This is a genomic window from Zobellella denitrificans (genome assembly GCF_002407485.1).
Lineage (GTDB): Bacteria > Pseudomonadota > Gammaproteobacteria > Enterobacterales > Aeromonadaceae > Oceanimonas > Oceanimonas denitrificans.
The window spans coordinates 2,651,854-2,677,429 of record NZ_CP012621.1; the positions used below are offsets into that span (position 1 = coordinate 2,651,854).

At 64.3% G+C, this 25,576-nt stretch carries 27 protein-coding genes; 8 read left to right on the forward strand and 19 right to left on the reverse strand.

Going from position 1 to position 25,576, the window contains the following annotated elements:
- Positions 1–139 precede the first annotated feature (139 nt).
- A complete protein-coding gene (locus tag AN401_RS12575) occupies positions 140–3,265 on the forward strand; it encodes a transglycosylase domain-containing protein (protein WP_096779554.1) in 3,126 nt (1,041 codons plus the stop codon).
- Between the two features lie 61 nt (positions 3,266–3,326).
- Here the strand turns inward: AN401_RS12575 and AN401_RS12580 are convergent, their stop codons facing one another.
- Positions 3,327–4,355: a metal-dependent hydrolase gene (locus AN401_RS12580; RefSeq protein ID WP_096779555.1), complete on the reverse strand. Its 1,029-nt coding sequence runs from the start codon at positions 4,353–4,355 to the stop codon at positions 3,327–3,329.
- A 101-nt stretch (positions 4,356–4,456) separates the two neighbouring features.
- Here AN401_RS12580 and cobT point away from each other — a divergent pair, with 101 nt between their 5' ends.
- From cobT to AN401_RS12595, 3 genes are read left to right on the forward strand one after another with little or no spacing between them, the layout of a single operon-like run.
- Entirely contained in the window at positions 4,457–5,512 is a 1,056-nt protein-coding gene (gene cobT, locus AN401_RS12585) for a nicotinate-nucleotide--dimethylbenzimidazole phosphoribosyltransferase (protein WP_096779556.1), read from the forward strand.
- On the forward strand, positions 5,499–6,278 hold the full coding sequence (gene cobS / locus AN401_RS12590) for an adenosylcobinamide-GDP ribazoletransferase (RefSeq protein ID WP_094041452.1): 780 nt from the start codon (positions 5,499–5,501) through the stop codon (positions 6,276–6,278). The genes cobT and cobS overlap by 14 nt, the downstream gene beginning before the upstream one ends.
- The gene (locus tag AN401_RS12595) at positions 6,278–6,853 is read left to right on the forward strand and encodes a histidine phosphatase family protein (RefSeq protein WP_232513304.1); all 576 of its coding nucleotides are present in this window, start codon (positions 6,278–6,280) and stop codon (positions 6,851–6,853) included. Before cobS ends, AN401_RS12595 begins: the two co-directional genes overlap by 1 nt.
- Here the strand turns inward: AN401_RS12595 and AN401_RS12600 are convergent.
- Both AN401_RS12600 and AN401_RS12605 read right to left on the reverse strand, forming a co-directional pair.
- Positions 6,801–7,196 (reverse strand): septal ring lytic transglycosylase RlpA family protein, encoded by a 396-nt coding sequence (locus AN401_RS12600; protein WP_232513305.1) that lies wholly within the window; start codon positions 7,194–7,196, stop codon positions 6,801–6,803. The two genes, AN401_RS12595 and AN401_RS12600, sit on opposite strands and share 53 nt — an antisense overlap.
- 19 nt (positions 7,197–7,215) lie before the next feature.
- Positions 7,216–7,557 carry a DUF4144 family protein gene (locus tag AN401_RS12605; RefSeq protein ID WP_094040453.1) on the reverse strand — a complete coding sequence of 114 codons (342 nt, stop codon included), beginning with the start codon at positions 7,555–7,557 and terminating at the stop codon, positions 7,216–7,218.
- 136 nt (positions 7,558–7,693) lie between these two features.
- Between AN401_RS12605 and AN401_RS12610 the strand changes: the two genes are divergently transcribed.
- Positions 7,694–8,263: a hypothetical protein gene (locus AN401_RS12610; protein ID WP_232513306.1), complete on the forward strand. Its 570-nt coding sequence runs from the start codon at positions 7,694–7,696 to the stop codon at positions 8,261–8,263.
- 68 nt (positions 8,264–8,331) lie between these two features.
- On the opposite strand, the gene AN401_RS12615 is transcribed toward AN401_RS12610, so the two are convergent.
- The 10 genes from AN401_RS12615 to bioB form a co-directional block, all read right to left on the reverse strand.
- Positions 8,332–8,580 (reverse strand): hypothetical protein, encoded by a 249-nt coding sequence (locus AN401_RS12615; protein ID WP_096779559.1) that lies wholly within the window; start codon positions 8,578–8,580, stop codon positions 8,332–8,334.
- A gap of 270 nt (positions 8,581–8,850) precedes the next feature.
- Positions 8,851–9,435 (reverse strand): nuclease-related domain-containing protein, encoded by a 585-nt coding sequence (locus AN401_RS12620; RefSeq protein WP_096779560.1) that lies wholly within the window; start codon positions 9,433–9,435, stop codon positions 8,851–8,853.
- 49 nt (positions 9,436–9,484) lie between these two features.
- On the reverse strand, positions 9,485–10,519 hold the full coding sequence (locus tag AN401_RS12625; protein WP_094039961.1) for an IS630 family transposase: 1,035 nt from the start codon (positions 10,517–10,519) through the stop codon (positions 9,485–9,487).
- A gap of 34 nt (positions 10,520–10,553) precedes the next feature.
- Positions 10,554–10,895 carry a hypothetical protein gene (locus AN401_RS12630; protein ID WP_096779561.1) on the reverse strand — a complete coding sequence of 114 codons (342 nt, stop codon included), beginning with the start codon at positions 10,893–10,895 and terminating at the stop codon, positions 10,554–10,556.
- Positions 10,896–10,948: 53 nt separating this feature from the next.
- Positions 10,949–11,725, reverse strand: a complete 777-nt coding sequence (locus AN401_RS12635) for an NERD domain-containing protein (RefSeq protein WP_096779562.1) — start codon at positions 11,723–11,725, stop codon at positions 10,949–10,951.
- 279 nt (positions 11,726–12,004) lie between these two features.
- Positions 12,005–12,880: a protease HtpX gene (gene htpX, locus AN401_RS12640; RefSeq protein ID WP_094038369.1), complete on the reverse strand. Its 876-nt coding sequence runs from the start codon at positions 12,878–12,880 to the stop codon at positions 12,005–12,007.
- A gap of 95 nt (positions 12,881–12,975) precedes the next feature.
- Complete coding sequence (gene bioD / locus AN401_RS12645) at positions 12,976–13,659, reverse strand: dethiobiotin synthase (protein ID WP_094038370.1); 684 nt, start codon at positions 13,657–13,659, stop codon at positions 12,976–12,978.
- Complete coding sequence (gene bioC / locus AN401_RS12650) at positions 13,652–14,446, reverse strand: malonyl-ACP O-methyltransferase BioC (RefSeq protein WP_232513308.1); 795 nt, start codon at positions 14,444–14,446, stop codon at positions 13,652–13,654. Before bioC ends, bioD begins: the two co-directional genes overlap by 8 nt.
- 48 nt (positions 14,447–14,494) lie before the next feature.
- Entirely contained in the window at positions 14,495–15,637 is a 1,143-nt protein-coding gene (gene bioF, locus AN401_RS12655; protein ID WP_096779563.1) for an 8-amino-7-oxononanoate synthase, read from the reverse strand.
- Between the two features lie 280 nt (positions 15,638–15,917).
- Positions 15,918–16,949: a biotin synthase BioB gene (gene bioB, locus AN401_RS12660; protein WP_096779564.1), complete on the reverse strand. Its 1,032-nt coding sequence runs from the start codon at positions 16,947–16,949 to the stop codon at positions 15,918–15,920.
- Between the two features lie 108 nt (positions 16,950–17,057).
- Here bioB and bioA point away from each other — a divergent pair, with 108 nt between their 5' ends.
- The 3 genes from bioA (at position 17,058) to AN401_RS12675 (ending at position 19,241) form a co-directional block, all read left to right on the forward strand.
- A complete protein-coding gene (bioA, locus tag AN401_RS12665) occupies positions 17,058–18,323 on the forward strand; it encodes an adenosylmethionine--8-amino-7-oxononanoate transaminase (RefSeq protein WP_096779565.1) in 1,266 nt (421 codons plus the stop codon).
- A gap of 333 nt (positions 18,324–18,656) precedes the next feature.
- Complete coding sequence (locus tag AN401_RS12670; protein WP_094039795.1) at positions 18,657–18,884, forward strand: type II toxin-antitoxin system Phd/YefM family antitoxin; 228 nt, start codon at positions 18,657–18,659, stop codon at positions 18,882–18,884.
- A gap of 18 nt (positions 18,885–18,902) precedes the next feature.
- Complete coding sequence (locus tag AN401_RS12675; RefSeq protein WP_096779566.1) at positions 18,903–19,241, forward strand: type II toxin-antitoxin system RelE/ParE family toxin; 339 nt, start codon at positions 18,903–18,905, stop codon at positions 19,239–19,241.
- Between the two features lie 404 nt (positions 19,242–19,645).
- On the opposite strand, the gene AN401_RS12680 is transcribed toward AN401_RS12675, so the two are convergent.
- The 6 genes from AN401_RS12680 to AN401_RS12705 all read right to left on the reverse strand — a co-directional run bounded on the left by AN401_RS12680 (position 19,646) and on the right by AN401_RS12705 (position 25,554).
- Positions 19,646–20,914 carry a TRAP transporter large permease gene (locus tag AN401_RS12680; RefSeq protein ID WP_096779567.1) on the reverse strand — a complete coding sequence of 423 codons (1,269 nt, stop codon included), beginning with the start codon at positions 20,912–20,914 and terminating at the stop codon, positions 19,646–19,648.
- Positions 20,911–21,411 (reverse strand): TRAP transporter small permease, encoded by a 501-nt coding sequence (locus AN401_RS12685; protein ID WP_094039798.1) that lies wholly within the window; start codon positions 21,409–21,411, stop codon positions 20,911–20,913. The genes AN401_RS12680 and AN401_RS12685 overlap by 4 nt, the downstream gene beginning before the upstream one ends.
- A gap of 45 nt (positions 21,412–21,456) precedes the next feature.
- On the reverse strand, positions 21,457–22,428 hold the full coding sequence (locus AN401_RS12690) for a TRAP transporter substrate-binding protein (protein ID WP_096779568.1): 972 nt from the start codon (positions 22,426–22,428) through the stop codon (positions 21,457–21,459).
- A 121-nt stretch (positions 22,429–22,549) separates the two neighbouring features.
- Entirely contained in the window at positions 22,550–23,251 is a 702-nt protein-coding gene (locus AN401_RS12695) for a fumarylacetoacetate hydrolase family protein (protein ID WP_094039800.1), read from the reverse strand.
- Between the two features lie 16 nt (positions 23,252–23,267).
- The gene (locus tag AN401_RS12700; protein ID WP_094039801.1) at positions 23,268–24,299 is read right to left on the reverse strand and encodes a cupin domain-containing protein; all 1,032 of its coding nucleotides are present in this window, start codon (positions 24,297–24,299) and stop codon (positions 23,268–23,270) included.
- A 46-nt stretch (positions 24,300–24,345) separates the two neighbouring features.
- Positions 24,346–25,554, reverse strand: a complete 1,209-nt coding sequence (locus tag AN401_RS12705; RefSeq protein WP_096779569.1) for a 3-hydroxybenzoate 6-monooxygenase — start codon at positions 25,552–25,554, stop codon at positions 24,346–24,348.
- Positions 25,555–25,576 lie beyond the last annotated feature (22 nt).

Genomic DNA, 25,576 nt, shown 5'->3' on the forward strand with positions numbered 1-25,576 from the left:
AGAGTCCGCCCGGAAAGGCGTTCCGGGCGGTCGGGGCGGTTGCAAATATTTTTACGCCCACGGCCCCCAAGCAGCCCCGCCAAGCTACGCTTTTTATATAAGAAGCCCTGATACCGATAGTGGCGCTTAGGGGACCTTTATGGGCGCGATACAGCATGCAGAACACCCTCCCGTTCCATTACCCGAACAGGAGCCGGCCGCGGTGCCGGTAACCAAACCCGGCCCCCGACGCTGGCGGTGGGTGCTGTGGTTTTTTGTGCTGCTGTTGCTGGCGGCCTCGGGGGTGCTGGTGGCCTACGAGATGCGCACTTCCTGGCTGCAGGCCCGGGAAATCTCCCGCTATGCCCAGACCCTGACCTATTCCCTCGAGCCCGGCGCCACCCAGGCGGTGCGCTACCCCAGCCATGGCCCCTTCGATCAGCGCATGGGCTACACCCGGCTGCCGGAGCTGCTCGCCCGGCTGCAACAAAACCGCTTCGTGATCGAGCAGCAGGCCCAGTTTTCCCCGGCCCTGCTGGAATATACCCAGCGCGGCTTTTTCACCCCCTATCAGGAAAAGACCCAGGCCGGACTCTTTATCAACGACTGCCGGGCCGAGTCCATCCACGACTACCGCTATCCCCAGCGCCACTACGAGCGCTTCGAGCAGATACCGCCGCTGGTGGTAAGCAGCCTGCTGTTTATCGAAAACCGGGAGCTGCTCAATAACGAACAGCCCCTGGCCAACCCGGCGGTGGACTGGCCCCGCTTCGCCAAGGCGGCCATGTCCCAGCTGGGCCGGGCACTGGAGATACAGGACGACTCGGCCGGCGGCAGCACCCTGGCCACCCAAATCGAAAAATACCGCCACTCTCCGGGCGGCCTGACCCACTCCGCCGGCGAAAAGCTGCGCCAGATGATCTCCGCCAGCGTGCGCGCCTACCAGCAGGGCCCCGAAACCCTCGAAGCCCGCAAGGCGGTGGCCCTGGACTACATCAACTCGGTGCCCCTGGCCGCCGCCCCCGGCCATGGCGAGGTGCACGGCCTGGGCGACGGCCTGTGGATCTGGTTCGGCACCGAACTGGCACGGGTCAACCAGTTGCTGGATCCCACCCAGAACAAGGACTCGCCCCTGGCCGAGCAGGGCCAGGCCCTGCGCCAGGTGATGGCGCTGATGATCGCCCAGCGCCGGCCTTCCTATTACCTGTTCCGGGGCAGGGACGACCTCAACACCCTGACCGACAGCTACCTGCGCATCCAGGCCCAGGCGGGTCTTATCAACCCGGCCCTGCGCGACGCCGCCCTGGCCCAGAAGCTCAACTTCCGCAACTTCCGGGAAGATCCGGCCACCGTCTTTATCGACAACAACAAGACCCTGCAGGTGACCCGGGGACGGCTGGCCAGCCTGCTGGGGCTTTCCCTCTACGAGCTTGACCGGCTGGATCTCTCCGCCAGCACCACCCTCAACGCCGAGCTGCAGCAGAAGGTGAGCGACTACCTGCACCGGCTGGCGGATCCGGAATTCGCCCGGGAAATCGGCCTGTTCGGCGAGCGCCTGCTGTCGCCGGAAAAAACCGCCGACGTGCGCTACAGCTTCACCCTGTTCGAGCGCGGCGCCGACAGCTTCGACGTGCGGGTGCAAACCGACAACACCAACCAGCCCTTCGACATCAACGAGGGCAGCAAGCTGGAGCTGGGCTCCACCGCCAAACTCCGGGTGCTGACCACCTACCTGGAGATCATCGCCGAGCTGCACCAGCGTTACGGCAGCAAGTCGGTCGAGAGCCTGCGCCAGCTCAGCCCCGACCGGCAGGATCTGCTCAGCCGCTGGGCCATCGACTACCTGATCCGCACCCCCGATCGCAGCCTGCCCCCCATGCTCAACGCCGCCCTGGAACGCCGCTACTCCGCCAGTACCGGCGAGCGCTTCTTTACCGGCGGCGGCATGCACACCTTCGGCAACTTCCGCCGGGAGGACAACGGCCGCAACCCCACCCTGATCGAGGCCCTGCGGGAGTCGATCAACCTGCCCTTTGTACGGCTGATGCGCGATATCGTGCGCTACAGCATCTACCAGAGCGAGAACCGCGCCCAACTGCTTGAAGACGACAAGGATCCGCGCCGCCAGGAATACCTGAGCCGCTTTGCCGACCGGGAAGGCCAGGTGTTTCTGCTGCGCTTCTGGCGCAAGTACCAGGGCAAGACCACCGAAGAGCGGCTGGACACCTTTTTCGACGGCCTGCGGCCGACCGCGGTGCGCCTGGCGGCGGTGCACCGCTACCTGATGCCCGAGGCCAGCCCCGAGGAATTCGCCGCCTTCCTGCAGACCCGGCTGCCCCAGGAGCGGCTGACCGAAAAACGCCTCGACGAGCTCTACACCCGCTACGGGCCCGGCGCCTACAGCCTGCCGGATCAGGGCTATATCGCCCGGGTGCACCCGCTGGAGCTGTGGCTGCTCAGCTATCTGCAGGAGTCGCCCGAAGCGACCTTCGCCAACGCGGCCGAGGCCAGCAAGGACGAGCGCCAGGAGGTGTACGGCTGGCTGTTCAAAACCCGCCACCGCAGCGCCCGCGACAGCCGGCTGCGCATCATGCTGGAGGTGGAGGCCTTTTCCGACATCCATCTGCGCTGGCAGCGGCTGGGCTTTCCCTTCGACCACCTGGTGCCGTCGCTGGCCACCGCCATCGGCAGCTCGGGCGACAAACCCGCCGCCCTGGCGGAGCTGATCGGCATCATCCTCAACGACGGCGTACGCCTGCCCACGGTGCGCATCGACCAGTTGCACTTTGCCGCCCATACCCCCTACGAAGCCCGCCTGGGGCGCCTGCACGGCCAGGGCCAGCGGGTGATGGACAAGGAAGTGGCGGCGGCCCTGCGCAATGCGCTCTCCCAGGTGGTGGACGGCGGTACCGCCCGCCGGCTGCAGGGCAGCTTCCGGCTTGAAGACGGCACTCCCCTGGTGCTGGGCGGCAAGACCGGCACCGGCGACAACCGCATCGAAACCGTGGGCCGCGGCGGCCAGGTGCTGAGCTCCCTGGCCCGCAACCGCACCGCCACCTTTGTGTTCTTCCTGGGGGACAACCACTTCGGTACCCTCACCGCCTATGTGCCGGGCCGGGAGTCGGACAAGTTCCGCTTTACCTCCGCCCTGCCGGTACAGGTGCTGAAAGGCATGGAGCCGATACTGCGCCCCTACCTGCAGCCGGGTGCCCGGAGCCAGTGCCAGCAGCAGCTGGCCGCCAGCCCCGAGCCGAAGGAGGCGGGAATGATAAAGAGTGAGGGGTGAGTGAGGAGTGAGGGGTGAGGAGTGAGGAGTGAGGAGTGTACATCCTCACGCCTCACGCTCTTTACCTCACCTGACTGGCCCACTGCCCCGGCGGCGGCAGGGGCTCGCCCAGGGCCCGGCGCCACAGCCAGTCCAGGGCCCGGGACAGTTCCAGCCGCTCGCTGAACTGCTCCGGCCGGACCAGGGCCAGCCCTTCCGCATGACGCTGCGCCACCACGAAGTTGAAGCTGTAGCGCGGCTCCTGGCCCATGCGCAGATCGGTGACAAACACCTGGCCGTTCCGTTCGCTCATCTTGAAAAACCCCTTGCTGAAGCGGGCGATGCGCGCCACATGGGGGTTGCCGGCCAGCGCGGGGTAAAGTTCCATGCCCCGCTCGTAGGCGGTGAACTCGGGCGCGGCCCCTTTGTCCAGCAGGGAGTAGAACCCCTCCAGGTAGCCTTCGGGGGTGATCACCAGGGCCCGCCACAGCAGGGTATTGAAGGCGGTGGGAATGACCAGCCGCCGCTCCACCTCCACCCCCTGCGCCGCCAGCGCCCGGTCCACCGCCAGGCCGACCTGCCACTGGGCCACCAGGCTCCAGCCCAAATAGAGGCTGCTGAGCCAGAGCCCCAGCCGGTTGGCGCCCAGGCCCCGGGTACCGCGCCGCACCAGGGCCACCGCCAGTCCCAGCAGCAACGGCAAGGTATAAAAAGGGTCGATGATAAAGATGCTGCCCACGCCGAAAGGATAATCGGTAAGGGGCCGCAGCAGTTGGGTGCCGTATACCGTCATGGTGTCCAGCAGCACATGGGTCACCAGCACCAGCCACAGGGTCAGGGTCCAGGCCCGCCAGTGCACCCGCTGCCCCGGCAGGCGGCAGAGCAGCCAGGCGAACAGGGGCGAGAGCAGGCTGAGATAGAGCAGCGAATGGCTGTTGCCCCTGTGCTCGGTCATGTTGCTCACCGGATCGCCGTAGTCGATGAACACATCCAAATCCGGCAGGGTGCCGAACGCGGCGCCCGCCAGGGCGGCCTTGCCTACCCCCACCCGGCGGCCCATTACCGCCACGCCGACGGCGGCCCCCAGGGCCAGTTGCGAAACAGAATCCATCGTTCTCCCTTTATATCCGGTTATTGAAAGGGGCGACCCGATTGTCGCCGCTTTCTGGTAGCATACGGGGCCTGTGCCATGAGAACCCAAACCCATCGCCCATGCCCGATACCCTTATCCTGCCCGCCATTCCCGCCGTCGCCAACCCCGAACTGCAACGGGCGCTGCAGCACAAAATCGATCACAAGACCAAGCCCCTCGGCGCCCTGGGCCGGCTGGAAGCCCTGGCCCTGCGGCTGGGGCTTATCCAGCAGAGCCTGAGCCCGGTGATAACGGCGCCCCAGATCCGGGTGTTTGCCGCCGATCACGGCCTGGCCCGGCACGGGGTGTCGGCCTATCCCGGCGAGGTGACCGCCCAGATGGTGCACAACTTCCTGCGGGGCGGCGCCGCCATCAATGTGTTCGCCCGCCAGCACGGCATTGCCCTCAAGGTGGTGGACGCGGGCGTCAATGCGCACTTCGAGCCCCACCCTGCTCTTATCGACGGCAAAATCCGCCACGGCAGCCGGGATGCCCTGGCCGAACCCGCCATGAGCACGGACGAATGCCGCCGGGCGCTGCGCTTTGGCATGGCGCTGGTGGCGGACATGCCCGGCAACCTGCTGCTCCCGGGGGAGATGGGCATCGGCAATACCTCCGCCGCCAGCCTGCTGCTGGCCCGGCTGGGCGACTTACCCCTGGCGCAATGCACCGGGCGCGGCACCGGCCTGGACGAGGCCGGACTGGCCCGCAAGACACAGATACTGCAGCGGGTGCTGGCGCGCCACGCCGACGCCAGCGCGCCCCTGGACGCCCTGGCCGCCCTCGGCGGACTGGAAATCGCCATGATGGCCGGCGCCCTGATCCAGGCCGCCAGCCAGCGCCGCATCCTGCTGCTGGACGGCTTTATCGCCGGCGTGGCGCTGCTGGTGGCCGAGCGCCTGGCCCCCGGGGTACGCCAGTACGCGGTGTTCGCCCACCGCTCCGCCGAGCCCGGCCACCGCCACCTGCTGCGGCTGCTGGACGCCGCCCCCCTGCTCGACCTGGATCTGCGCCTGGGCGAAGGCAGCGGCGCCGCCCTGGCCTATCCGCTGCTGCAGTCGGCCTGCGCCTTTGTGAACGAGATGGCCAGCTTCAGCGAGGCCGGCGTGAGCGGAGACAACCATGCTGCACCATGAACTGCGCCTGCTGCTGGTGGCCACCCAGTTCCTCACCCGGCTGCCGGTGCCGGCCCTGCAAGATTACCAGCCCCACTGGCTGCACCAGAGCAGCCGTTATTTTCCCGCCGTGGGCCTGCTGGTGGGGCTGCTGTGCGCCGCCGTGCTCTGGCCGGCCAGCCTGCTGTTCGGCCCCCTGGTAGCGGCGGTGGCCAGCACCGCCTTCGGCGTCTGGCTGACCGGCGCCTTCCACGAAGACGGCCTGGCCGATACCTGCGACGGCCTGGGCGGCAGCCACACCCGGGAGCGGGCGCTGGAGATTATGAAGGATTCCCGCCTGGGCACCTACGGCACCCTGGGGCTGGTGCTGGCGCTGCTGCTGAAAATCGCCCTGCTGGCGACCATGCCGCTGCCCCTGGCCCTGGCCGCCCTGGTGGTGGGCCATGCCGGTTCGCGGCTGCTGTGCATCAGCCTTATCGCCCTGCTGCCCTACGGCGGCGACCTTGAGCACGCCAAGGCCAAGCCCATGGCCCAGCAGCTCACCCCGGCCCAGGGCCTGCTCGGCGCCCTGTGGGTGGCGCTGCCCCTGCTGCTGGCGTGGCAGTGGCTGCCGCAGTTGACGCCCTGGCACTGGCTGCTGCCCCTGCTGCTCGCCCTGGCGGTAACCGAGCACATGCGCCGGCTGCTGAAACGGCGCCTGGGCGGCTACACCGGCGACGGCCTGGGCGCCACCCAGCAACTGAGCGAGCTGGCCATCCATGCCGGCCTGGCCGCCTGGGCCTGGTGATGCTCTATATCTGGCGCCACCCCCAGCCCCTGGATGCGACCGGCCTCTGCCTGGGGCGCACCGATCTGGCCGTGGACAGGCGCAAGCTGCGCCGCCTGGCGGGGCGGATCCAGCGCTTTGCCCGGCGCCACCGGCTACCCCGGGAGATACGGGTCAGCCCCCTGCGCCGCGCGCGGGAGGTGGGCAGGATACTGGAGCGACGGGGCTGGCATTGCCGGGTGGAGCCGGGACTGGTGGAGGCGGACTTCGGCCGCTGGGACGGCCGTCCCTGGCGGGAGATTGAACTGGCCGAGATGGATGCCTGGTGCGCGGACTTCGCCGCCCATGCCCCCGGCGGCGGCGAGAGCCTGACGGCCCTGTTTGCCCGGGTGGAAACCTGGCTGGCACAACTGCCCGCCGGGCCGGTGCTGGCGGTGGGCCACGCGGGCTGGATTGGCGTCGCCCGCCTGCTGGCCGGCGGCCATGGCGTGCCGCAACAGGCGCGGGACTGGCCCCGGCCCGTGGCCTACAACGCCCTCAGCCTTATTCCAGCAGCTCCAGCCGCACCGGCGCCACCCCGGCCCGCAGCATGTTGAGCTCGCGCGCCGCCTGCTCCGACAGGTCGATCACCCGCCCCCGGGCATAGGGGCCCCGGTCGTTGATGCGCACCACCACCGAACGCTGGTTGTTGAGGTTGGTCACCCGCACCAGGCTGCCGAAGGGCAGCGTCTTGTGGGCGGCGGTGAGGGCGTTTTTGTCGAAACGCTCGCCGTTGGCGGTTTTACGGCCATGGTGGGGCTGGCCGTAAAAGGAGGCCTTGCCTTCGATTTGATAGCTGGGCGCCAATGGTTCGGGCACCGGCTCGGGGTCGCTGCTGCAGGCCTGCACCAGCAACAGCACCGGCAGCCACCACAGCCAGCGCAGATAACTTGCTTTCACCACTCTACCTCGTTGTTCGTTATTGCTGATCCAGCCAGGCCACCAGTGCCACCGCCTCGGCGGGGGTCGTTACCCTCAGCTTGGGGATACAGCAGATACCGAGCCGGGCGGCATGGGCGCGCAGGCTCTCGTTCAGGGCAGGGACGGATATTAACCGCAGTTGCCGTTGCCAGTACAGACTACCGTCGTCCCGCTGCGACAAAAGATGCAGCCGCCCCTCGCCGTCGATCAGCCCGTCCCCCGCGTGGGGATGGTGGGCCTCGCAGTCGTCCGCGTTTTCCACCCAGGCATAGCCGTGGCCGTCCGCAAACTCGATGATCGCCGGCCAGGCGATGGGAGAGGATTGCTCAAGATCCGTCATTTTCAACCACGCTCGCTGTTTGCCGGCCCGCCACCGGCGGTTGCCAGGGCCCTTGCCGGCCACTATACCTAAGATGTTGCCTACCCTTAGCGCCGGCCATTTTGGCCGGCCCCACAGCAACCTCCCCAAGGAGTCCATGATGAACCCTTTTCCCACTCTTTCCCGAACAGGCCTGGGCCTGCTGCTGCTCGTGCTGTGCGGCCCGGCCCTGAGTGCCACCCCGGAAGAAAAAATCGCCAGCGCCATGAGCGCGGCCCCGCCCTCGGTCAGTGCCGCGGCCACCATCCTCGACTGGCCGGACAACATGGCCGACCCCATGCCCGAACTCAGGGCCGGCAGCAACGGCTGGGTTTGCCTGCCGGACATGCCCGCCAGCCCGGGCAATGACCCCATGTGCCTGGACGACGTCTGGATGGGTTGGCTGCACGCCTGGATGACCAAGACCCCGCCCAAAATAGACAAGATGGGTTTTGGCTACATGTTGCAGGGCGGTACCCCCGAAAGCAACACCGACCCTTACGCCGCCGGCCCCGCCGACGACAACGAATGGATCACCGAGGCGGTCCCCCACCTGATGATACTGGTACCCGATGCCGCCATGCTCGATGCCCTGCCCCACCAGCACGACAACGGCGGCCCCTGGGTGATGTGGCGCGACACCCCCTACGTCCATATCATGGCCCCCATGCCGCGCCATACTCCCTGAACCGGCAGAACAAAACGTAAAAAAGCCCCGCGAGCACCGGCGCGCGGGGCTTTTTACCCTTTTGCTCGTTAGATACCCAGTATCTGCTTGGCCTCGGACAACAGGCGCATCGACTCGTCGTGATCCCCCGCATTATGCCGGGCCTCGCCCTCGGCCCTGAGCTCGGCCACCCTGGCCGCATCTTCCGCCGACAACCTGGGCATTTCCTCCAGCTTGGCATCGATCGCCCGCATCACGCCCGGACAGCCATGGGCCAGGGCGGCCCCGCTCGCCAGCAGCAATACCCCGGCCAGCAGGGTGGAAATCAAGGAACGCATACGTACTTCCTCCAGTGACTTATCGCCTATTAAGGGTAGTGCAGTATCCAGCAGACCGAATCCACCCCGCACCGCACGCACGCCGCCTTGACTGGCCGGCAGACACCGCCTTGCGCGGATTTACACCTTCCCGCCGGAGCGCAGGCGGCCCGCCTGCCTTCCCGCGCAGCGGGAAACAGGGGGTAGACCACCATGCAGACGGGCCGCCCTCTGCGGAAAACAAGCATGCCGTGTGCAGCCCTCCCGGCGGAAGACAGAAGTTGCTTTTATTCAATGGCTTCCTACCGGGCGGGAGACGACCCGGTCCGCCCGCTCCCGGTCCACATCCCGCACCCTTTGAGCCACCTGATGGGCGATGGCCTGTACCTGGCCGAGTTCCAGCACGCCTGCATGCAGGGTAGGTAATTGCCTGGCCAGTTCGGTGGCGTTCATCACATAAGGGTCAGCCATGCGCTGTTTACGCTCCAGAAACCAGCCGGGCAGTACCAGCACGCCCGCCACCGGCACCTCGAAGCCGGTGGCTTCGCACAGCCACTTGCGCACGGCCTGGACGTTGCGTCGGGTCTGCTGCAACGGCTCCCGCTCGATACGATGGGGAAAATGGAGGGCGTCGCCTTCAATCCGAACCTTGAATTGCTTGTTACCCTTGTTGAGCGGCTTGGAGCGCCCCTTGGTTTCAACCACAAAAACGCCGTTGGGGTTGACCACCAGATGGTCGACATTGAAGCCCTCGAAAGGAATGTCATGGAATACCCGATAAGGCCGGTCGAGGGGGCGGATAAGCTGCTCCAGTTCCTGGCCCACGGCACGTTCGCAGGCATGCCCCAGCCTGAGCGCAGTTCGTGTTTTGACCAGCCTGACCGCCTTGCGAACATAGTATTAACCCGGCGGCAAAATACATCGATTATGCCGCATAAGCGATGTGCTCCGATCGGAAGTAACTTTTCACCCGCTCCGACCTGCGCTGCAACTTCCGCATAGAGGAGCGGGTTCGCTTCTTGAGCTCTTCCACACTGCGAATCGCCGGCCCACTGTGCACCATGCCTTTCAGGTCACCATTGAGATACTCATCCGGATTCAGTTCCGGTGAGTAGGCGGGCAGGAAAAAGACCTCCAGAAAACGCTTTACCGTCCCTTTTTCCAGCCAGCGTTTGACCTTTTTGGCATGATGAACCCGCAGGTTATCCAGGATCAGAAATACTTTTCCCGGGGTGGAGGCAATCAGCCCGCGCATGAACTTGATCAACACGTCTGCCGTCATGGTGGATTCATACAGCATGAAGCGGACCGTACCTTGGTTGGTGATGGCCGACACCATGTTCAGGGAAACCCGCTTGGCCGGCAGGGCTTGTACCGGCGTCTTGCCAACCGGGGCATAGCTGCGCCCATGTTGGACCGTGTTCTTGATGCCGGTTTCGTCGCCCCAGAAGATCTGGGCCTTTTCAGTCTTGGCACGGGCCTTGATACGTGGATACTCCTCGTTCAGCCAGGCTTCGACACGAGCCGGGCTCTGCTCCCATGCCTTTTTCAAGGGCTTCTGGGGTGTAAATCCCCAGCGCTTGAGGTAGTCCCCCATGGTGCGAACCGGAATGTGGATGCCCCAAAATTGCTTGATCAGTTCAGCAATGGAGCGCCGGGTCCACAGGGCAAACCCCAGCTTGTACTGATCGGGCATATGGTCGCGGATAGCCTCGATCACCTTCTGCTGTTGCACGGCGTTCAGGCGGCCGGGCTTGTTTTTTGGACCCCGTTTCTGGACGGCGAGAGCCGCTTTGCCGCCGGCCTCGTAGCGCTTGAACCAACGGCCCACGGTATCCGGATGAACATTCAGTAATCGGCCGATCTCGCGGAAGGTCTTATTTTCCAGTCGAAGTCGGATGGCCTGCTGCCTCAGCAGCTCTTGTTGCTCGGTGGTGAGCTTGCGTGCATCTGTTTTCATTCGCACAGTATATCAGATCTAAACTGCCGCCGGGTTAATAACCCACAAATAGCAGCAGTATGCCGGCCATAAGCAGGCCCTCCACCAGGCTGGGATAGCGGCCTTTCGCCAGTGTCTGCAGCAGCAATAGCATGGGGCCGGCTGTCATGAGCAATGGGATAATCGACAAACATTCCATCAGATCCCACTGGATATCGTCGAGCCGTTGCTGCAGTGAAAAACCGGGGGGACGCAGCAGATCGGACGTTAGCGGGGTCACACTGTGGCTGGCCTGTTTTTTCTTGATGTACTGGATAAACGCAACCAGCAACAGCAAAGGCACAAAAGCGCACGCCAGGAACAAGCCAACCAGGTAGATCGGTGAAAGTAATTCCATCTGCCGTACTCCCTCCGTGGAAACATCACGCAGCCCCAAGTTTAGGCGATAATTCAGTCTATCTTTTCCACCGCCCGGCAGCGGGGATAGGAGGAACAGCCCCAAAACCGGCGGCCCGCGTATTTGCCCTTTCTGCCTTCTCTCAGCTCCATGCCGGAGCCACATTGGGGACAAATCTTCTCCCCAGCCCTGCGCTCCTCCAACTCCTTGATATGGACCACATGCCGGCGGGTGGTATCAAAGCCTGGTTGCAAGCGCCTCTGTTCGATAAAGCAAACAATGTCCCGCACCTGTTTTTCACTGAGCAGCACTTCGTTTTTCGACTGGATAAAACGGATGCCGCCCCTGGCATAGGTCACGTTCTCCGGCATTGGAGTTTTAAAGTGGCTGTCTCCGATAAAGATGATCACCGAGAACAAGGCGTCCGGCTTCAGCTCCAATGCCGACTCCAGGGTTTTCAGGTGCTTGTAGTTTTGATGAAGCGGATTCTGGAACTTGAAGGATTTTTTGTAGAGCTTATGGGTCCATTGCCTTTGCCCGGCGGAGCCGAAAATCCATCCTTTCATGTTCTTGGTTTCGATCACAAAAACCCCATAGCGGGAGACCAGGATCTGATCTATCTGGGTAGTGCCGTCCTCGGTGGGCAGGGTCACATCCTTGAGCAAGTGGTATCTGTCCTTGGGCAGGAAAAGCCGGAACAGCAAGTTGACCTGCCACTCTCCGAAGACCCCCTTGAACCAGGGGGTCCTGACAATCACCAGCACGATGAGCATCGGGATCAAAAACCACACGGCGCCAAAAACCTGGCCAAACATCCTGTAGATATCCATTTCAACCCCGTTTGCCGTCATTGTTATCAGTGGCCCACTGTCAGAGGATAGCCTTGTTTACAGCACAGGAACGGCTGACGGTTCTCATCGCTGCGCGAAAAGCGGGCGGGCCGCCCGCGCCCCAAGGTTCCCCTCACTCCTCACTCCCCACTCCCCACTCCCCACTCCTCACACCTCACTCCCCACTCCTCACACCTCACTCCTCACCCCTCGCCGCCGATTCGGGCACAAAAAAACCCCGGCCAGGCCGGGGTAAACAGAGACCAAACTACAAAAGGATCAACGCAATTCGCGCAGGCTCTGGATGCGTTTTTCGATGGGCGGGTGGCTCATAAACAGCTCGCTGTGGCGCTTGCCGTTAATGCCGAAGGCGGCCAGCGAGCCTTCCAGCTCGGTTTCCGGGCCGCGGCGCAGGCGCTCGAGGGCGGCGATCATCTTCTCTTTGCCCACCAGGCGGGCGGCGCCTTCGTCGGCGCGGTATTCGCGCTGGCGGCTGAACCACATGACGATAATGGAGGCCAGGATGCCGAACACGATTTCCAGCACCATCACCACGCCGAAGTAGGCCAGGCCGCCCAGGCCGCCGCCTTCTTCCTGCTCGCCGCGGCTCAGGAAGCTGCTGATGATGTTGGCCACGATGCGGGCGAAAAACATCACGAAGGTGTTCACCACGCCCTGGATCAGGGTCAGGGTCACCATGTCGCCGTTGGCGATATGGCTTACCTCGTGGGCCAGCACGGCTTCGGCCTCGTCCCGGCTCATGCTGTACATCAGGCCGGAAGACACCGCCACCAGGGAATCGTTGCGACGGGCGCCGGTGGCGAAGGCGTTCATGTCGGGCGAGTTGTAAACCCCCACCTCGGGCATGCCGATGCCGGCCTGCTGGGCCTGGCGGGCGACCGTGGTCACCAGCCAGTGTTCCATTTCGTTGCGCGGCTGGGTGATCACCTGCACGTTGTAGGCCCGCTTGGCCATCCACTTGGACATAAACAGGGAGATGGTGGCGCCGCCAAAGCCAAACACGGCGCAGAACACCAGCAGTCCGCCGATGCTGCTGCGATCAATGCCCAGCATCGAAAACACGATGTTCAGCACCACGCCCAGCACCACTACCACGGCCAGGTTGGTGGCAATAAACAGCAGAATGCGTTTCATAGGGGTTTCCTTAAACAAAGAGGTCTGTCGACATAATATGTCCGGTTACGCAAATTTCAAGACGAGGCCGGCGAATTATTTCGGCCTGTTCCGCCCTATTTGAGCAGCGGCGACAGATCGACAAAGCTGTCGACCGCCTCGGCCCCGCCTTCTTCCAGCCAGGGTATTTCACCCAACAAGGGCGCGGAAATCAATTGCTTAAGGGTATTGGCGTTGTCCTGGTAGTGGCTCATCTGCGGATCCACCCGGTTCAGCACCCAGCCGGCCACCACCAGGCCGTCGTGGCGGATGGCCTCCAGGGTGAGCAGGGCGTGGTTGATGCAGCCCAGCCGGGCGCCCACCACCAGGATCACCGGCAGGTGCTCCTTCTTCACCCAGTCCGACAAAAAGTGCCGTTCGTCCAGCGGCAGCCGCCAGCCCCCCGCGCCTTCCACAAAAATCCAGTCGGCGGCGGTTTCCTTGAGCCGGGCCAGGCCCTCGCCGATGCGGGCAATGCTGATGAGCTCACTGGCCTCCCGCGCGGCGATATGGGGGGCGATGGCCGGGGCGAAGGCGTAGGGGTTGTGCATGGCGTAGGGCAGCGGGATGCTGGACTCGGCCTGCAGCCCCAGGGCGTCGCTGTTTTTCAGCTCGCCCTCCACCCAGTCGCAGCCGGAGGCCACCGGCTTGTAGCCCAGCACCTTTTTGCCGGCCTGCCTGGCCGCCCGCATCAGGGCGCGGGTCACGAAGGTCTTGCCCACCTCGGTGTCGGTGCCGGTCACGAAAAACGTCTTAGCCATAAATCACTCCATAGGCCAGGTGATAGCTGGCCACGCATTGTCCTTGCCGGTCTTTAGCATAGGCCAGATTGAGCCGCTGCCAGGCCTCTTTGCCGAGCAGGCCGGGGCGGCGGTCGCTGTTGATGCGATTGGCGCCGATGCCTTTCAGATCCAGCAGCAATCCCTTGAGCTCGGGGTAGGCCAGGCGGATGTCGGCCCGCTCCAGCCGCCAGCGCCGGCCGGTGGCGGCCAGGTGGGCCGCCAGTTGCTCCTGCCCGATAAAACGGTTGATATGGGCATGATTGTCCACCTGCCGCCAGGCGGCTTCCAGCTCGTGCAGGCTGCCCGCCAGCAGGGTGGAAAACACCATCACACCGCCGGGCTTGAGCCGGGCGCTCCACTGGGCGAGCCAGGCGGCGGGATCGGCGCTCCACTGCAGGCAGAGGTTGGCGAAGATAAAGTCCAGGCTGTGCTCGGGCAGCGGCGGCCGGTCCATGTCGGCGCAGATGGGCTCCACCTGTGCCTTGGCCGCCGCCTGTTGCAGCATGGCCGGCGACAGGTCCAGCGCCAGCAAGCGCTCGGCCCGTTGCTTGAGGGCGGGCAGGAACCAGCCGCTGCCGCAGCCCAGATCCAGGCCGGTGCCCGCGCGGGCCGGCAGCCGTTCGAGCAGCGCCTCGCCGCTGCGGCGCTGCAGGCCGTTGTGCCGCTCGTAGCTGTGGGCGGCCCGGCCGAAGGCTTCGGCCACTTTCTGCTTGTCGATATGCTCCATCAGCAACTGGTTACCCGTTTCGTTCACCATCAGATCCATCACACCTTGTCGTTCCCCACGTTTTATCGCCGACCTTGAATTTCTTGCCTACTCCCGGGAGGCGTCCATCAGGGCGGCAACCAGGGTGTGCACGTCTTCCCTTGTATGGGCGGCGTTCAGGGTAATGCGCAGCCGGGCACCGCCCACCGGCACCGTGGGCGGGCGGATGGCGCCCACCCAGATGCCGCGTTCCTTCAACCGCGCCGCCAGGGCCAGGGTGCGGGCCTCGTCGCCGATCACCAGGGGCTGGATGGCGGTGGCGGAGGGCAGCAGCTCGAACGGCAAGGATTGCACACCGGCGCGGAACTGTTGCACCAGCTGGTTCAGGTGCGTGCGCCGGTCGTCGGCCCGGCGCGCCAGGCGGACGGCGGCCAGCACGGCGGCGGCCTGGGGCGGCGGCAGGTGGGTGCTGTACACATAGCTGCGGCCAAAATTGAGCAGGTAGTCCACCAGTTCGCGGCTGCCGCCGACGAAGGCCCCGCCCACCCCCAGCGCCTTGCCGAAGGTGCCCATAAAGATCTGCACCTGTTCCGGTGCCACGCCCAGCTCATCCAGGGTCCCCCTGCCCTCCCGGCCGAGCACGCCCAGGCCGTGGGCGTCGTCTATCATCAGCCAGTTGCCGCTCTGCCCGGCCAGGCGCGAAAGCCCCGGCCAGTCACCCAGATCACCGTCCATGCTGAACACCCCTTCGGAGATGATCAAACCGGCGCTGGGCTTGAGCCGGGCCTCCAGCGCGGCCATGTCGTTGTGGGCAAAGCGCAGCAGGCGCGCCGGGCTGAGCAGGCCCGCCTCCTGCAGGGAGGCGTGGTTGAGCCGGTCCTGCCACAGCAGGTGCTCCTTGCCGAGCAGGGCCTTGATCACCGCCTGGTTGGCGGAAAAACCGGAGCAGAACAGCAGCACCGCCTCCAGCCCCAGCCAGTCGCACAGCTCCGCCTCCAGCGCCCGGTGCACGGCCTGGTGCCCCACCACCAGCGGCGAGGCCACGGCGCCCGCGCCGAATTCCCGCGCCGCCCGGTCGGCGGCCTCACGCAATTCCGGTGCCTGGCTTAAGCCCAGGTAGTCGTTGCCGGCAAAGTTGAGGTAGCTCTGGCCGGCGGACCACAGCAGCCGGCCTGCCACCTTGTCGATAAGGGGCAGGCTGCGTTTCAGCCCCGCCGCTTCGCGGCCGGCCAGGCTTAAGTGAAAGGGCATAGCAGTTTCCATAATTCCGGGATGATGAAAAGCGGTCAGCCGTTGGGTCGATTTCAATCGACCACCCCACCGGTGGCGTCGTGTTCGGTCGAATAAGTTCGACCCTACAGGGGCCGCCGTAGGATCGATTTCAATCGACCACCCCAACGGCGGCGTCGTGTTCGGTCGAATAAATTCGACCCTACAGGGGCCGCCGTAGGATCGATTTCAATCGACCATCCCAACGGCGGCGTCGTGTTCGGTCGAATAGATTCGACCCTACGGGGCTGCCAGCTGTGTTTTACGCTTCGTAATACAGCGGCTTGGGCGCGTTCTGGGCGGCCAGTTGCTCGTGCAGTTCGATTTCGGTCATCTCGTCCGGTTTCTGGCTCACACCGCTGGGGCGCAGCCCCAGGCGTTTGAACAGCTGCATGTCGCTGTTTTCGTCCGGGTTGGGGGTGGTGAGCAGCTTGCAGCCGTAGAAGATGGAGTTGGCGCCGGCCATAAAGCACAGGGCCTGCATCTGATCGTTCATCTTTTCACGCCCGGCGGACAGGCGCACATGGCTTTGGGGCATCAGGATGCGGGCCACGGCGATGGTGCGGATAAAGTCGAAGTCGTCCAGGTCTTCCTGGTTTTCGAGCGGGGTGCCCTTCACCTTTACCAGCATGTTGATGGGCACACTTTCGGGCTGGCGCGGCAGGTTGGCCAGGGCCAGCAGCAGGCCGGCGCGGTCTTCCGGGCTTTCACCCAGGCCGACGATGCCGCCGGAGCACACCTTCATGCCGGCGCCGCGCACGTTTTCCAGGGTGTTGAGCCGGTCGGCATAGGTGCGGGTGGTGATGATGTCGCCGTAAAATTCCGGGCTGGTGTCCAGGTTGTGGTTGTAGTAGTCCAGCCCCGCCTCGGCCAGGCGATCGGCCTGAGAGGCATCCAGCATACCCAGCGTCATGCAGGTTTCCATCCCCAGCGACTTCACCTCCTGCACCATCTTCAGCAGGTAGGGCATGTCCCGCTCCCTGGGGTTGCGCCAGGCGGCGCCCATGCAGAAGCGGCTGGAGCCGTTGGCCTTGGCCTCCCGCGCCCGCTCCAGCACCTTTTCCACTTCCATCAGCCGCTCGGTTTCCAGCCCGGTGCTGTAACGGGCGCTCTGGGGGCAGTACTTGCAGTCTTCCGGGCAGGCGCCGGTCTTGATGGAGAGCAGGGTGCTCACCTGCACCTCGTTGGGGTCGAAGTGGGCTCGGTGCACCTGCTGGGCTTCAAACAGCAGATCGAAGAAGGGGCGTTCAAACAGCGCGAGCACCTGCTCGCGGGTCCAGTTCTGGCGGCTCATGGTCACCCTATGTCCTTAAATTAAAGCGGGGTTTTGCTTGGCTAGTGTAAGGACGGATGCTAGCCTGTCAACCATCAAGATCATAACAAGTTTACATTTGACTATATTATGACCAATCAAGAATTCGATCTGCACCACCTCTGGCACCCCTATACCTCCCTCACCCGTCCCCTGCCCTGCTATCAGGTCGAGCGAGCCAGCGGCGTTTACCTGGAGCTGGCGGATGGCCGCCGGCTTGTCGACGGCATGTCGTCCTGGTGGGCCTGCCTGCACGGCTACAATGTGCCGGAGCTGAACGCCGCCGCCACCGGGCAATTGGAGAAGATGTCCCACGTGATGTTCGGCGGCCTCACCCATGATCCCGCCGTCCAGCTGTGCCGGGCACTGGGCCAGGTGCTGCCGGCGGGGCTGGATCGCTTCTTCCTGGCGGACTCGGGCTCGGTATCGGTCGAGGTGGCGCTGAAAATGGCCATCCAGTACTGGCACGGCCGGGGCACGCCCAAAACCCGCTTCGCCGCGCTCAGCCGCGGCTACCACGGCGACACCTTCGGCGCCATGAGCGTGTGCGACCCCAACGGCGGCATGCACAGCCTGTACAAGGGCTTTTTGCCGGAGCATATTTTCGTGCCCACGCCCCAGAGCCCCTTCGGCGGCGAGCTGGATCCGGCCGATCTGCAAGCGCTGGAGGCGGTGCTGGCCGAACACCACCGGGAGCTGGCGGCGCTTATCCTGGAGCCGGTGGTGCAGGGCGCCGGCGGCATGCGCTTCTATCATCCGGATTATCTGAAAGGCGCGCGGGAGCTGTGCGACCGTTACGAGGTGCTGCTGATCGCCGATGAAATCGCCACCGGCTTCGGCCGCACCGGCAGGCTGTTCGCCTGCGAGTGGGCCGGTATCAGGCCCGACATCATGTGCATCGGCAAGGCGCTCACCGGTGGCTACATGACCATGGCCGCCACCATCACCACGCAAGCGGTGGCCGACACCATCTGCAACGGCCCGGCCGGGGTGCTGATGCACGGCCCCACCTTTATGGCCAACCCCCTGGCCTGCGCCGTGGCCCTGGAAAGCCTCAGGCTGCTGCTCGCCTCCCCCTGGCAAGAGCACATCCAGGCCATCGAGGACCAGCTCAAGCGCGAACTGGCACCGGCGCAGGATCTGCCCCGGGTGGCGGAGGTGCGGGTGCTGGGCGCCATCGGTGTGATCGAGATGAAAGAGCCGCTCGCGGTGGCCGAGGTGCAAAAGCAACTGGTGGAGCTGGGCGTGTGGATCCGCCCCTTCGGCAAGCTGTTCTACGTGATGCCGCCCTACATCATAAAACCCGACGAACTCAGCCGGCTGACCAGTGCCATGAAGGTGATCGCCGGGCAGTAGGTGCCGGCGGGCCGCTGGTGGGCGGTCCACTAAAATAGGTGCAATACTCCGGCATTATAAGGCGCACGCCATTCCCCGGAGCGCAGGCGGCTCGCCTGCATTCCCGCGCAGCGGGAACCTTTGGCTTGGGTGCAACACCCTTTGCGGGCGGGCCGCCCGCGCCCCATTATGAGAACCCTTGGCCTGGGTGCAGCACCTTTGCCGGTGCGCCGCCCGCGCTCCAAGAGTCGGCGCCACCAGCCCAGGTCCGGGTTTGCACCTTTGCTGCAAGGCTAAATTTAGACTATATTTGGTCTTGTTATAAACAAGCAGGACGCGCTGTTCAGGAGCCCTATGAAAACCCACACCATCAGCTATGTGAAAAAGCACGCCGCGGCGCTGGATGTTTCCGAGCCCATCATGGTTACCCAAAATGGCGAACCGGCCTACGTTATTGAATCTTATGCTGATCGAAAACGCCGTGATGAAGCGGTTGCACTGCTGAAGATGATGACGCTGTCCAGCCAGGACAAGGAGAAGGGTCGAGTCCTTACCGGTGATCAAGTGCTTGCCAGCTTGTAACCCGATTAAGAGGCACCCATGAAGGTAGAGTTTACCGAGTTGGCACAACAGACGCTGATAAGCCAAAAGGCGTATCTGGTTTCAACTGGTGCACGAAGCCCCGGCAACGCCAGTGAGCATCTAAAGGAGCTGGTTAAACACATTATTGAACAACTCGGAGCCTTCCCCGAACTGGGCCCAGCCAGCAGGCAGTTGCTGGAGTTGGGTGTCGCCCGCTATCGCGAGTATCTTCACAAGGGTTACCGTATTTTTTACGAATACGAGCCGGCTGGCAGCACCGTCACCGTTCACGCCATTCTCCGTCAGAATCAGGACGTTCAACTCCAGCTCTTTGAATTGCTCATCCTGCGGCCTTAACGGCAAGCACCACCCTCCGGAGCGCAGGCGGTTCGCCTGCATTTCTAACCTGTAGGGTCCATTTCAATGGACCATCCCGCCACCGCCGCCGTGGTTTGGTCCGATGTAGGGTCCACTTCAGTGGACCAATCCACCTCCGGCGCCGTGTTCGGTCGAATAAATTCGACCCTACAAGCCCCGCCGTAGATCCATATCAATGGACCATCCCGCCACGGCGCCGTGGTTTGGTCGACTGAAGTCGGCCCTACAACGGGAGCGCAGCGGGAACCTGCGGCCTGGCAAGCCATGCCTTAACCACAGGCGTACCCCCATGCGGGCGGGCCGCCCGCGCTCCAAAAAAAAGCCCTTTCACCTGGGGTGAAAGGGCAAAACGGGTGTCTTAACGCTTTTTATTGTCGTTCTAACTACATCAGGCTCGGCAGCCACAGGGAAATGGCCGGGAACACCGCGATGATCAGCATGCAGATCAGCATGGAGGCCAGGAAGGGGAGCATCGCCTTGAACAGGGCGCCCATCGGCAGGTTGGCCGAGGTCATGGCGATATAGAGCCCCGGCCCCACCGGCGGCGTGACCAGGCCGATCAGGGTGGCCAGGCTGATGATCACCCCGAAGTGGATGGGATCGATGCCGAAGGAAATGGCCGCCGGCAGTATGATCGGCACAATGACGATCATCACGCTGATGCTCTCGAGGAACATGCCGAGCAGGATCACCAGCACATAGACCAGCATCAGGAACAGCAGCGGCGAGGTGGTGATGCCGCTGATCCATTCCACCAGCATGTCCGGCACCGCCTCGAACGACAGCGCCCAGCCGAACACCGAGGCGGTGGCGATAAGGCCGGTGATGGTGGCGGTGTTGAGCGCCACCGAGGCGAAAATGCCCGGCAGCTCCTTCAGGCCGATGCTCTTGTAGACCACGGCGCCGATGATAAAGGCCATGATGGAGGCGATGGCGCCGGCTTCGGTCGGGGTCATCACCCCGGTGATGATGCAGATGATCACCACCACCGGAATGGTGCCGGGCAAGAGGCCGCTCACCAGCTCCTGGCGGATGTTCTTGTGCTTGAGGTGCTCGCCCGAGGGCAGGCCGGCGAACAACCCGGTGAGGAAGATCACCAGGGCGAAGCCGGCGATGATCAACAGCCCGGGCACTATGCCGGCGATAAACAGGGCGGAGATCGGCTGGTAGGCCACCACCCCGTAGATGATCATCAGCATCGAGGGCGGGATGATGGGCCCCAGCAGGCCGCCGGCCATGGTGACGGCGGCGGAGAATTCCTTCTTGTAGCCCTTTTCCACCATGGTGGGCACCATCAGCCGGCTCATCACCGCTATCTGGGCGGTGGCCGAGCCGAGGATGGAGGCGGCCATGGCGTTGGTCAGCAGGTTCACATAGGCCAGGCCGCCCTTGAAGCCGCCCACGAACACGTCGGCGGCGTTCATCAGCCGGGAGGTGAGCCCGCCCTTGTTCATCAGCTCGCCCACCAGCATGAACAGCGGAATGGCCAGCAGGCCGTTCTGGTTGAGGGAGCCGTAAAGCTGGATCGGCAGCGAGCTCATCAGCACGGTGAGGTCGGTTTGCCACAAAAACACCAGGGTGCCCAGCAGCAGGGTAATGAAGATGGGCAGCCCCAGCAGCAGGGCGACGAAGAAGGTAATGGAGGTCATCATAATGCCGCCTCACTGTGAACCAGCCTGGCGGGCAGGACTATCTTGATCAGCTGGTGCCAGGCCATGCAATAGAAGGACACCACCAGCACCGCGTAGTTGTACCAGCGCGGCAACTGGGTGGTGGGGGAAACGTCGGCCTTGATCTCCGGGCGCAGTATCCATTCGGTGGCGTAGTAGCACAGCACCAGCAACACCAGCAGGGACAGCAGTTGCAGCCCCTTGTTCAGCCAGGCCCCCCAGGGCTTGCCCAGGTTTTCCAGGATAAAGTCCACCCGCACCAGCTTGTTGCTGAACAGCAGGTAGCTGACGCCGATAAAGGTGGCGGAAATCAGGATCTGCACCGACACTTCCTCGGCCCAGAACAGCGGGCTGCTGAAGAAATAGCGGAGTATCACCTGGGCGGAGAGGATCAGGGTCAGCGCCGCCGTCAGCAGCACCAGCAAGGCGTATTCCAGCTTGCCGAGCAGTCCATCCAATGTCTTGATGATCTTGAACATAATCACCTCGGTGGGCGGGACCCGGGCCCCGCCCCTTGTGCTTGATTACTGGGTTTGCTGCTGGTAGAAGGCGTTGATGCCTTCGCTGGCAGCGCTGTATTTGCCGACGATCGCCTCGGCGGCCTGGCTCAGCTGCGCCGCGTCGAATTCATTGATGGTGACCCCTTCCTGCCTGAGCAGCTCCAGGTTGCTCAGCTCGGCCTCGGCCTGCTTCCGAAAGCCCCATTCCTCGGCCTCCTTGAAGGCGTTCAGCACCAGGGTGCGATCCTCATCCGACAGCCGGTTCCACCAGACCTCGGAGGCCACCACCACGCCGGGGAAGGCCATGTGGTTGGTCAGGGTCAGGTAGGGCGCCTGCTGGTACATCTTGAGGCCGACCACTATGTCCAGATCCACGTCCACCGCGTCCAGCAGGTTGGTGGTCAGGGCCGAGGACACGTCGCTGATGGCCAGGGCGGTGGGCGCCGCGCCCAGCTGGTTCCACCAGTCGTTGAACAGCTTGTTGGGGAAGGAGCGGATCTTCTTGTTCCTGAAGTCGTCCACCGAGGTCATGGGTTTGGAGGAAATCACGTGGCGCATGCCGGCGAAGGTGTAGCCCAGCCCCACCAGCTTGTGCTGCTTGAGGTTGTCCAGCATTTCCTGGGCGGCGGGATGCTTGCTGGCCTCGGCCGCGTCGGTCACGTCGTCGAAGAGATAGGGCAGGAACCAGGCGTTCATGTCCTCGGCCCGGTTGGACAGGCTGCCCGCGGTCAGGATGGCCAGTTGCAGGCCGCCGGACTGCAGCAGATCGATCATCTGATCGTCGCCGCCCAGCTTGGACAGCGGAAAGATCATGATGGTGTGCTTGCCGCCCGAGGCTTCCTTCAGGTTGTCGTTGAAGCGTTCGGCCACCTGGTTCCAGATATGGCTGGGCGGGGTCACGTGGCCCAGGCGCATCCGCTCCGCGCTGGCGGAGAAGCTGAAGGTCAGTGCCGAGGCGATGGCGGTCACCGCGAAGAGTTTTTTGAAAGTTACCATGACGAGTCGAGCTCCCTGTAATCCTTGAGTCCGGGGGTATCCCCCACCATTGCGGCCGTTGGGCCTGACATCCGTTTTCATCATCAACGGGTCCGGCCGGGTCCATGACCCGGCCCCGTCGTTATTTGGCGATACGCAGTTCCACGTCGCCCACCCCGGCCACAGATCCGAGGATATGGTCGCCGGCCACCACCGGGCCTACCCCGTCGGGGGTGCCGGTGTAGATCAGATCACCCGGCTGCAGGTGGTAGAAGCGGGACAGGTGGGCGATGATCTCCGGCACGTTCCAGATAAGTTTGGTCAGATCCGAGTTCTGCCTGACCTCGCCGTTCACACTCAGGGTGATCACGCCGCTGTCGACGATGCCGGTTTCTTCCTTGCGTACTATGGGGCCGAGCACCGCGGACTCCTCGAAGTCCTTGCCCAGATCCCAGGGCCGGCCGGTTTCCCGCGCCTTCAGCTGCAGATCCCGGCGGGTCATGTCCAGGCCGGCGGCGTAGCCGAACACCAGCTCGTCGGCCTCGGCCTCGCTCACCTCGAAGCCGGCCTTGCCGATGGCCACCACGAACTCCATTTCATAATGGTAATTGGCGGTTTGCGGTGGATAGGCGATTTCGCTGCCCGAGGGGATCAGGCTGCTCGGGTGCTTGGTGAAGTAAAAGGGCTCCTGGCTGCTCTTGTCGACGCTCACGCCCATCTCGGCGGCGTGGGCATGGTAGTTGCGGCCCACGCAGAAGATGCGGTGCACCGGGAACAGTGCGTCGGTGCCGGCCACGGCGGCCAGGGTCTGCTCTTTAGCGGGAAATAACAGTTTTGCGCTCATCTTGTTCAACCTTGACTCAGTAAATGCCGAGATAACGATGCAGCGGGGCTTCGTCGGCGGTGATCATAAAGGCCGGCTGGTCGGCCGAGCCGTTGCTCAGGGTAATGTCGCTGTAGCCGGGGGCCGACAGGGTGTCCTTGTCGTTCCAGGCCAGGGGCTCGCCGCCGTCCACGCTCAGCTGGCCGCATCCTTCCACCGCGTGGAACACGCAGGCGGTGGTGCGCCTGGGCAGGGTGACGGTCTCGCCCGGGCGCAGCATCAGGGCGCCGAAGCCGATGCTGGGGAACAGGCTGGCGCCGGTTTCCGGGTTGACGTAGCTCACCTGCAGCAGGCCGTCCTGATAATGCTCGGCCATCTCCACCAGGCAGGCGCGGGTCTTGCCCCAGGGATAGCGCAGCATGGGCGAGTCGGCGGTGCCGCGCTGGAAGTTGAGGTTGGGCACCACGCCGGCGGCGCTGTAGTCGGCAAACGACTTGTCCCGGCTCAGGGTGGTCTGCTGGGGCTGGCCTTCCACCGCCCAGGAGCCTTCGAGCTGGTAGATCAGCGGCAGGTCGAGGATATCCAGCCAGACGATGGGGCCCTCCCCCTCGTGGTGGTGCTCGTGCCACTTGCCGGAGGGGGTGAGGATCAGATCGCCCCGCTCCATGCGGCAGGGCTCGCCGTTGACGGTGGTGTAAGCGCCCTCGCCCTCGATGATGATGCGCACCGCGTTGGGGGTGTGGCGGTGGTTGGGCGCGGTTTCACCGGGCAGGATCAGCTGCAGCCCCATGTAGATGCTGGGGGTGGCCTGCATGTTGTTGAGGCCGTGGCCCGGGTTGGCCAGCACCAGCACCCGGCGCTCGGCTTTTTCCATCGGGGTCAGCTCGCCGGCCTGCAGCAGCAGCGGGCGCACCACCTCGTAGCCCCAGCGCAGGGTGCGGGTCTTGCGGCTGGGCACCTTGGGCGGCAGCACGGCGCGCATGTTGGGCCACAGCGGCACCAGGTTCTGTTCGGTCAGCTCATTACGGTAGCTTTCGGGCAGGTCTTCCAGGGTTCCGAGTTGATGCATCTTCTCTGTCTCCTTGCGGCGCCGGCCGGGCCGGCGCGCGATACGATTAGCGGTGGTCGTCTTTCAGGCAGTTGGTCACGTTCCAGCCGTACAGCCATTCGATGGCATCGTAGAAACGTTCCTGGCTGCGGCCTTTCCACAGGTCGTTGCGGATCAGCCGCTCCACGCCCTTGGCATGATAGATGCGCCCCATTTCCCGGCTGGACAGCACGATGCGGGCGGTACGGGCGACCCGGGAGCGCTGGTACAGATCCAGTGCCTTGTCCCAGTCGTTGTCGTGTACCCGCAGCGCCTCGCCCAGGGTCACGGCATCCTCTATCGCCATGCAGGCGCCCTGGGCCATGTACTGGGTGGTGGGGTGGGCGGCGTCGCCCAGCAGGGTCGCCCGGCCGTAGGTCCACTGCTCGATGGGCTCCCGGTCGGCGGTGGCCCAGCGTTTCCAGCTCTTGGGCAGGTCGATCAACTGGCGCGCCTTGGGGCAGATGCCCTGGAAGTAGCTTTGTACCTCTTCCTTGCTGCCTTCGGTTACGCCCCACTCTTCCTGCTCGCGGCTGTGGAAGGTCACCACCACGTTGTACTGTTCGCCGCCGCGCAGCGGATAATGCACCAAGTGGCAGTTGGGACCGGCCCACAGGCTGGCGGCGTTCCAGCGCAGCTCTTCGGGGAAGTCTTCCTTGTCGACCACGGCGCGGTACACCACATGGCCGGTGACCCGGGCCGGATCATTGACGTAAGTGGCGCGCACCACCGACTTGACGCCGTCGGCGCCGATCAGGGCCACGCCCCGGTAGACGTTGCCGCGCTGGTCGTAGACGGCCACGCCGTTTTCATCCTGCTCCACCCGCTGGATCTGGGTGTCGGTCTTGAATTCCACCCGGCCGGTTTCCTGGGCGCCTTCGAGCAGCGACAGGTGCACGTCCACCCGGTGGATCACCGCATAGGGGTTGCCGAAGCGCTGGCGGAAGGCCTCGCCGGTTTCGATCTTGCCGATCTGGTATTCGTCGATGGCGTCGTGCATCACCATAAAGTCGGTGAACACCGAGCGGCTGCGCGCCTTGTCGCCCACGCCGAGGGCGTCGAAGGCGTGGAAGGCGTTGGGCCCGAGCTGGATGCCGGCGCCGATTTCACCGATTTCCGGCGCCTGCTCCAACACCTGTACCCTAAAGCCCCGGCGCACCAGGGCCAGCGCCGCGGCCAGGCCGCCGATGCCGCCGCCGACCACGATGACGTTTTGCTCTGTCTGTTGCTTGTCCATCACTGTTCTCCTTTCAATCTGT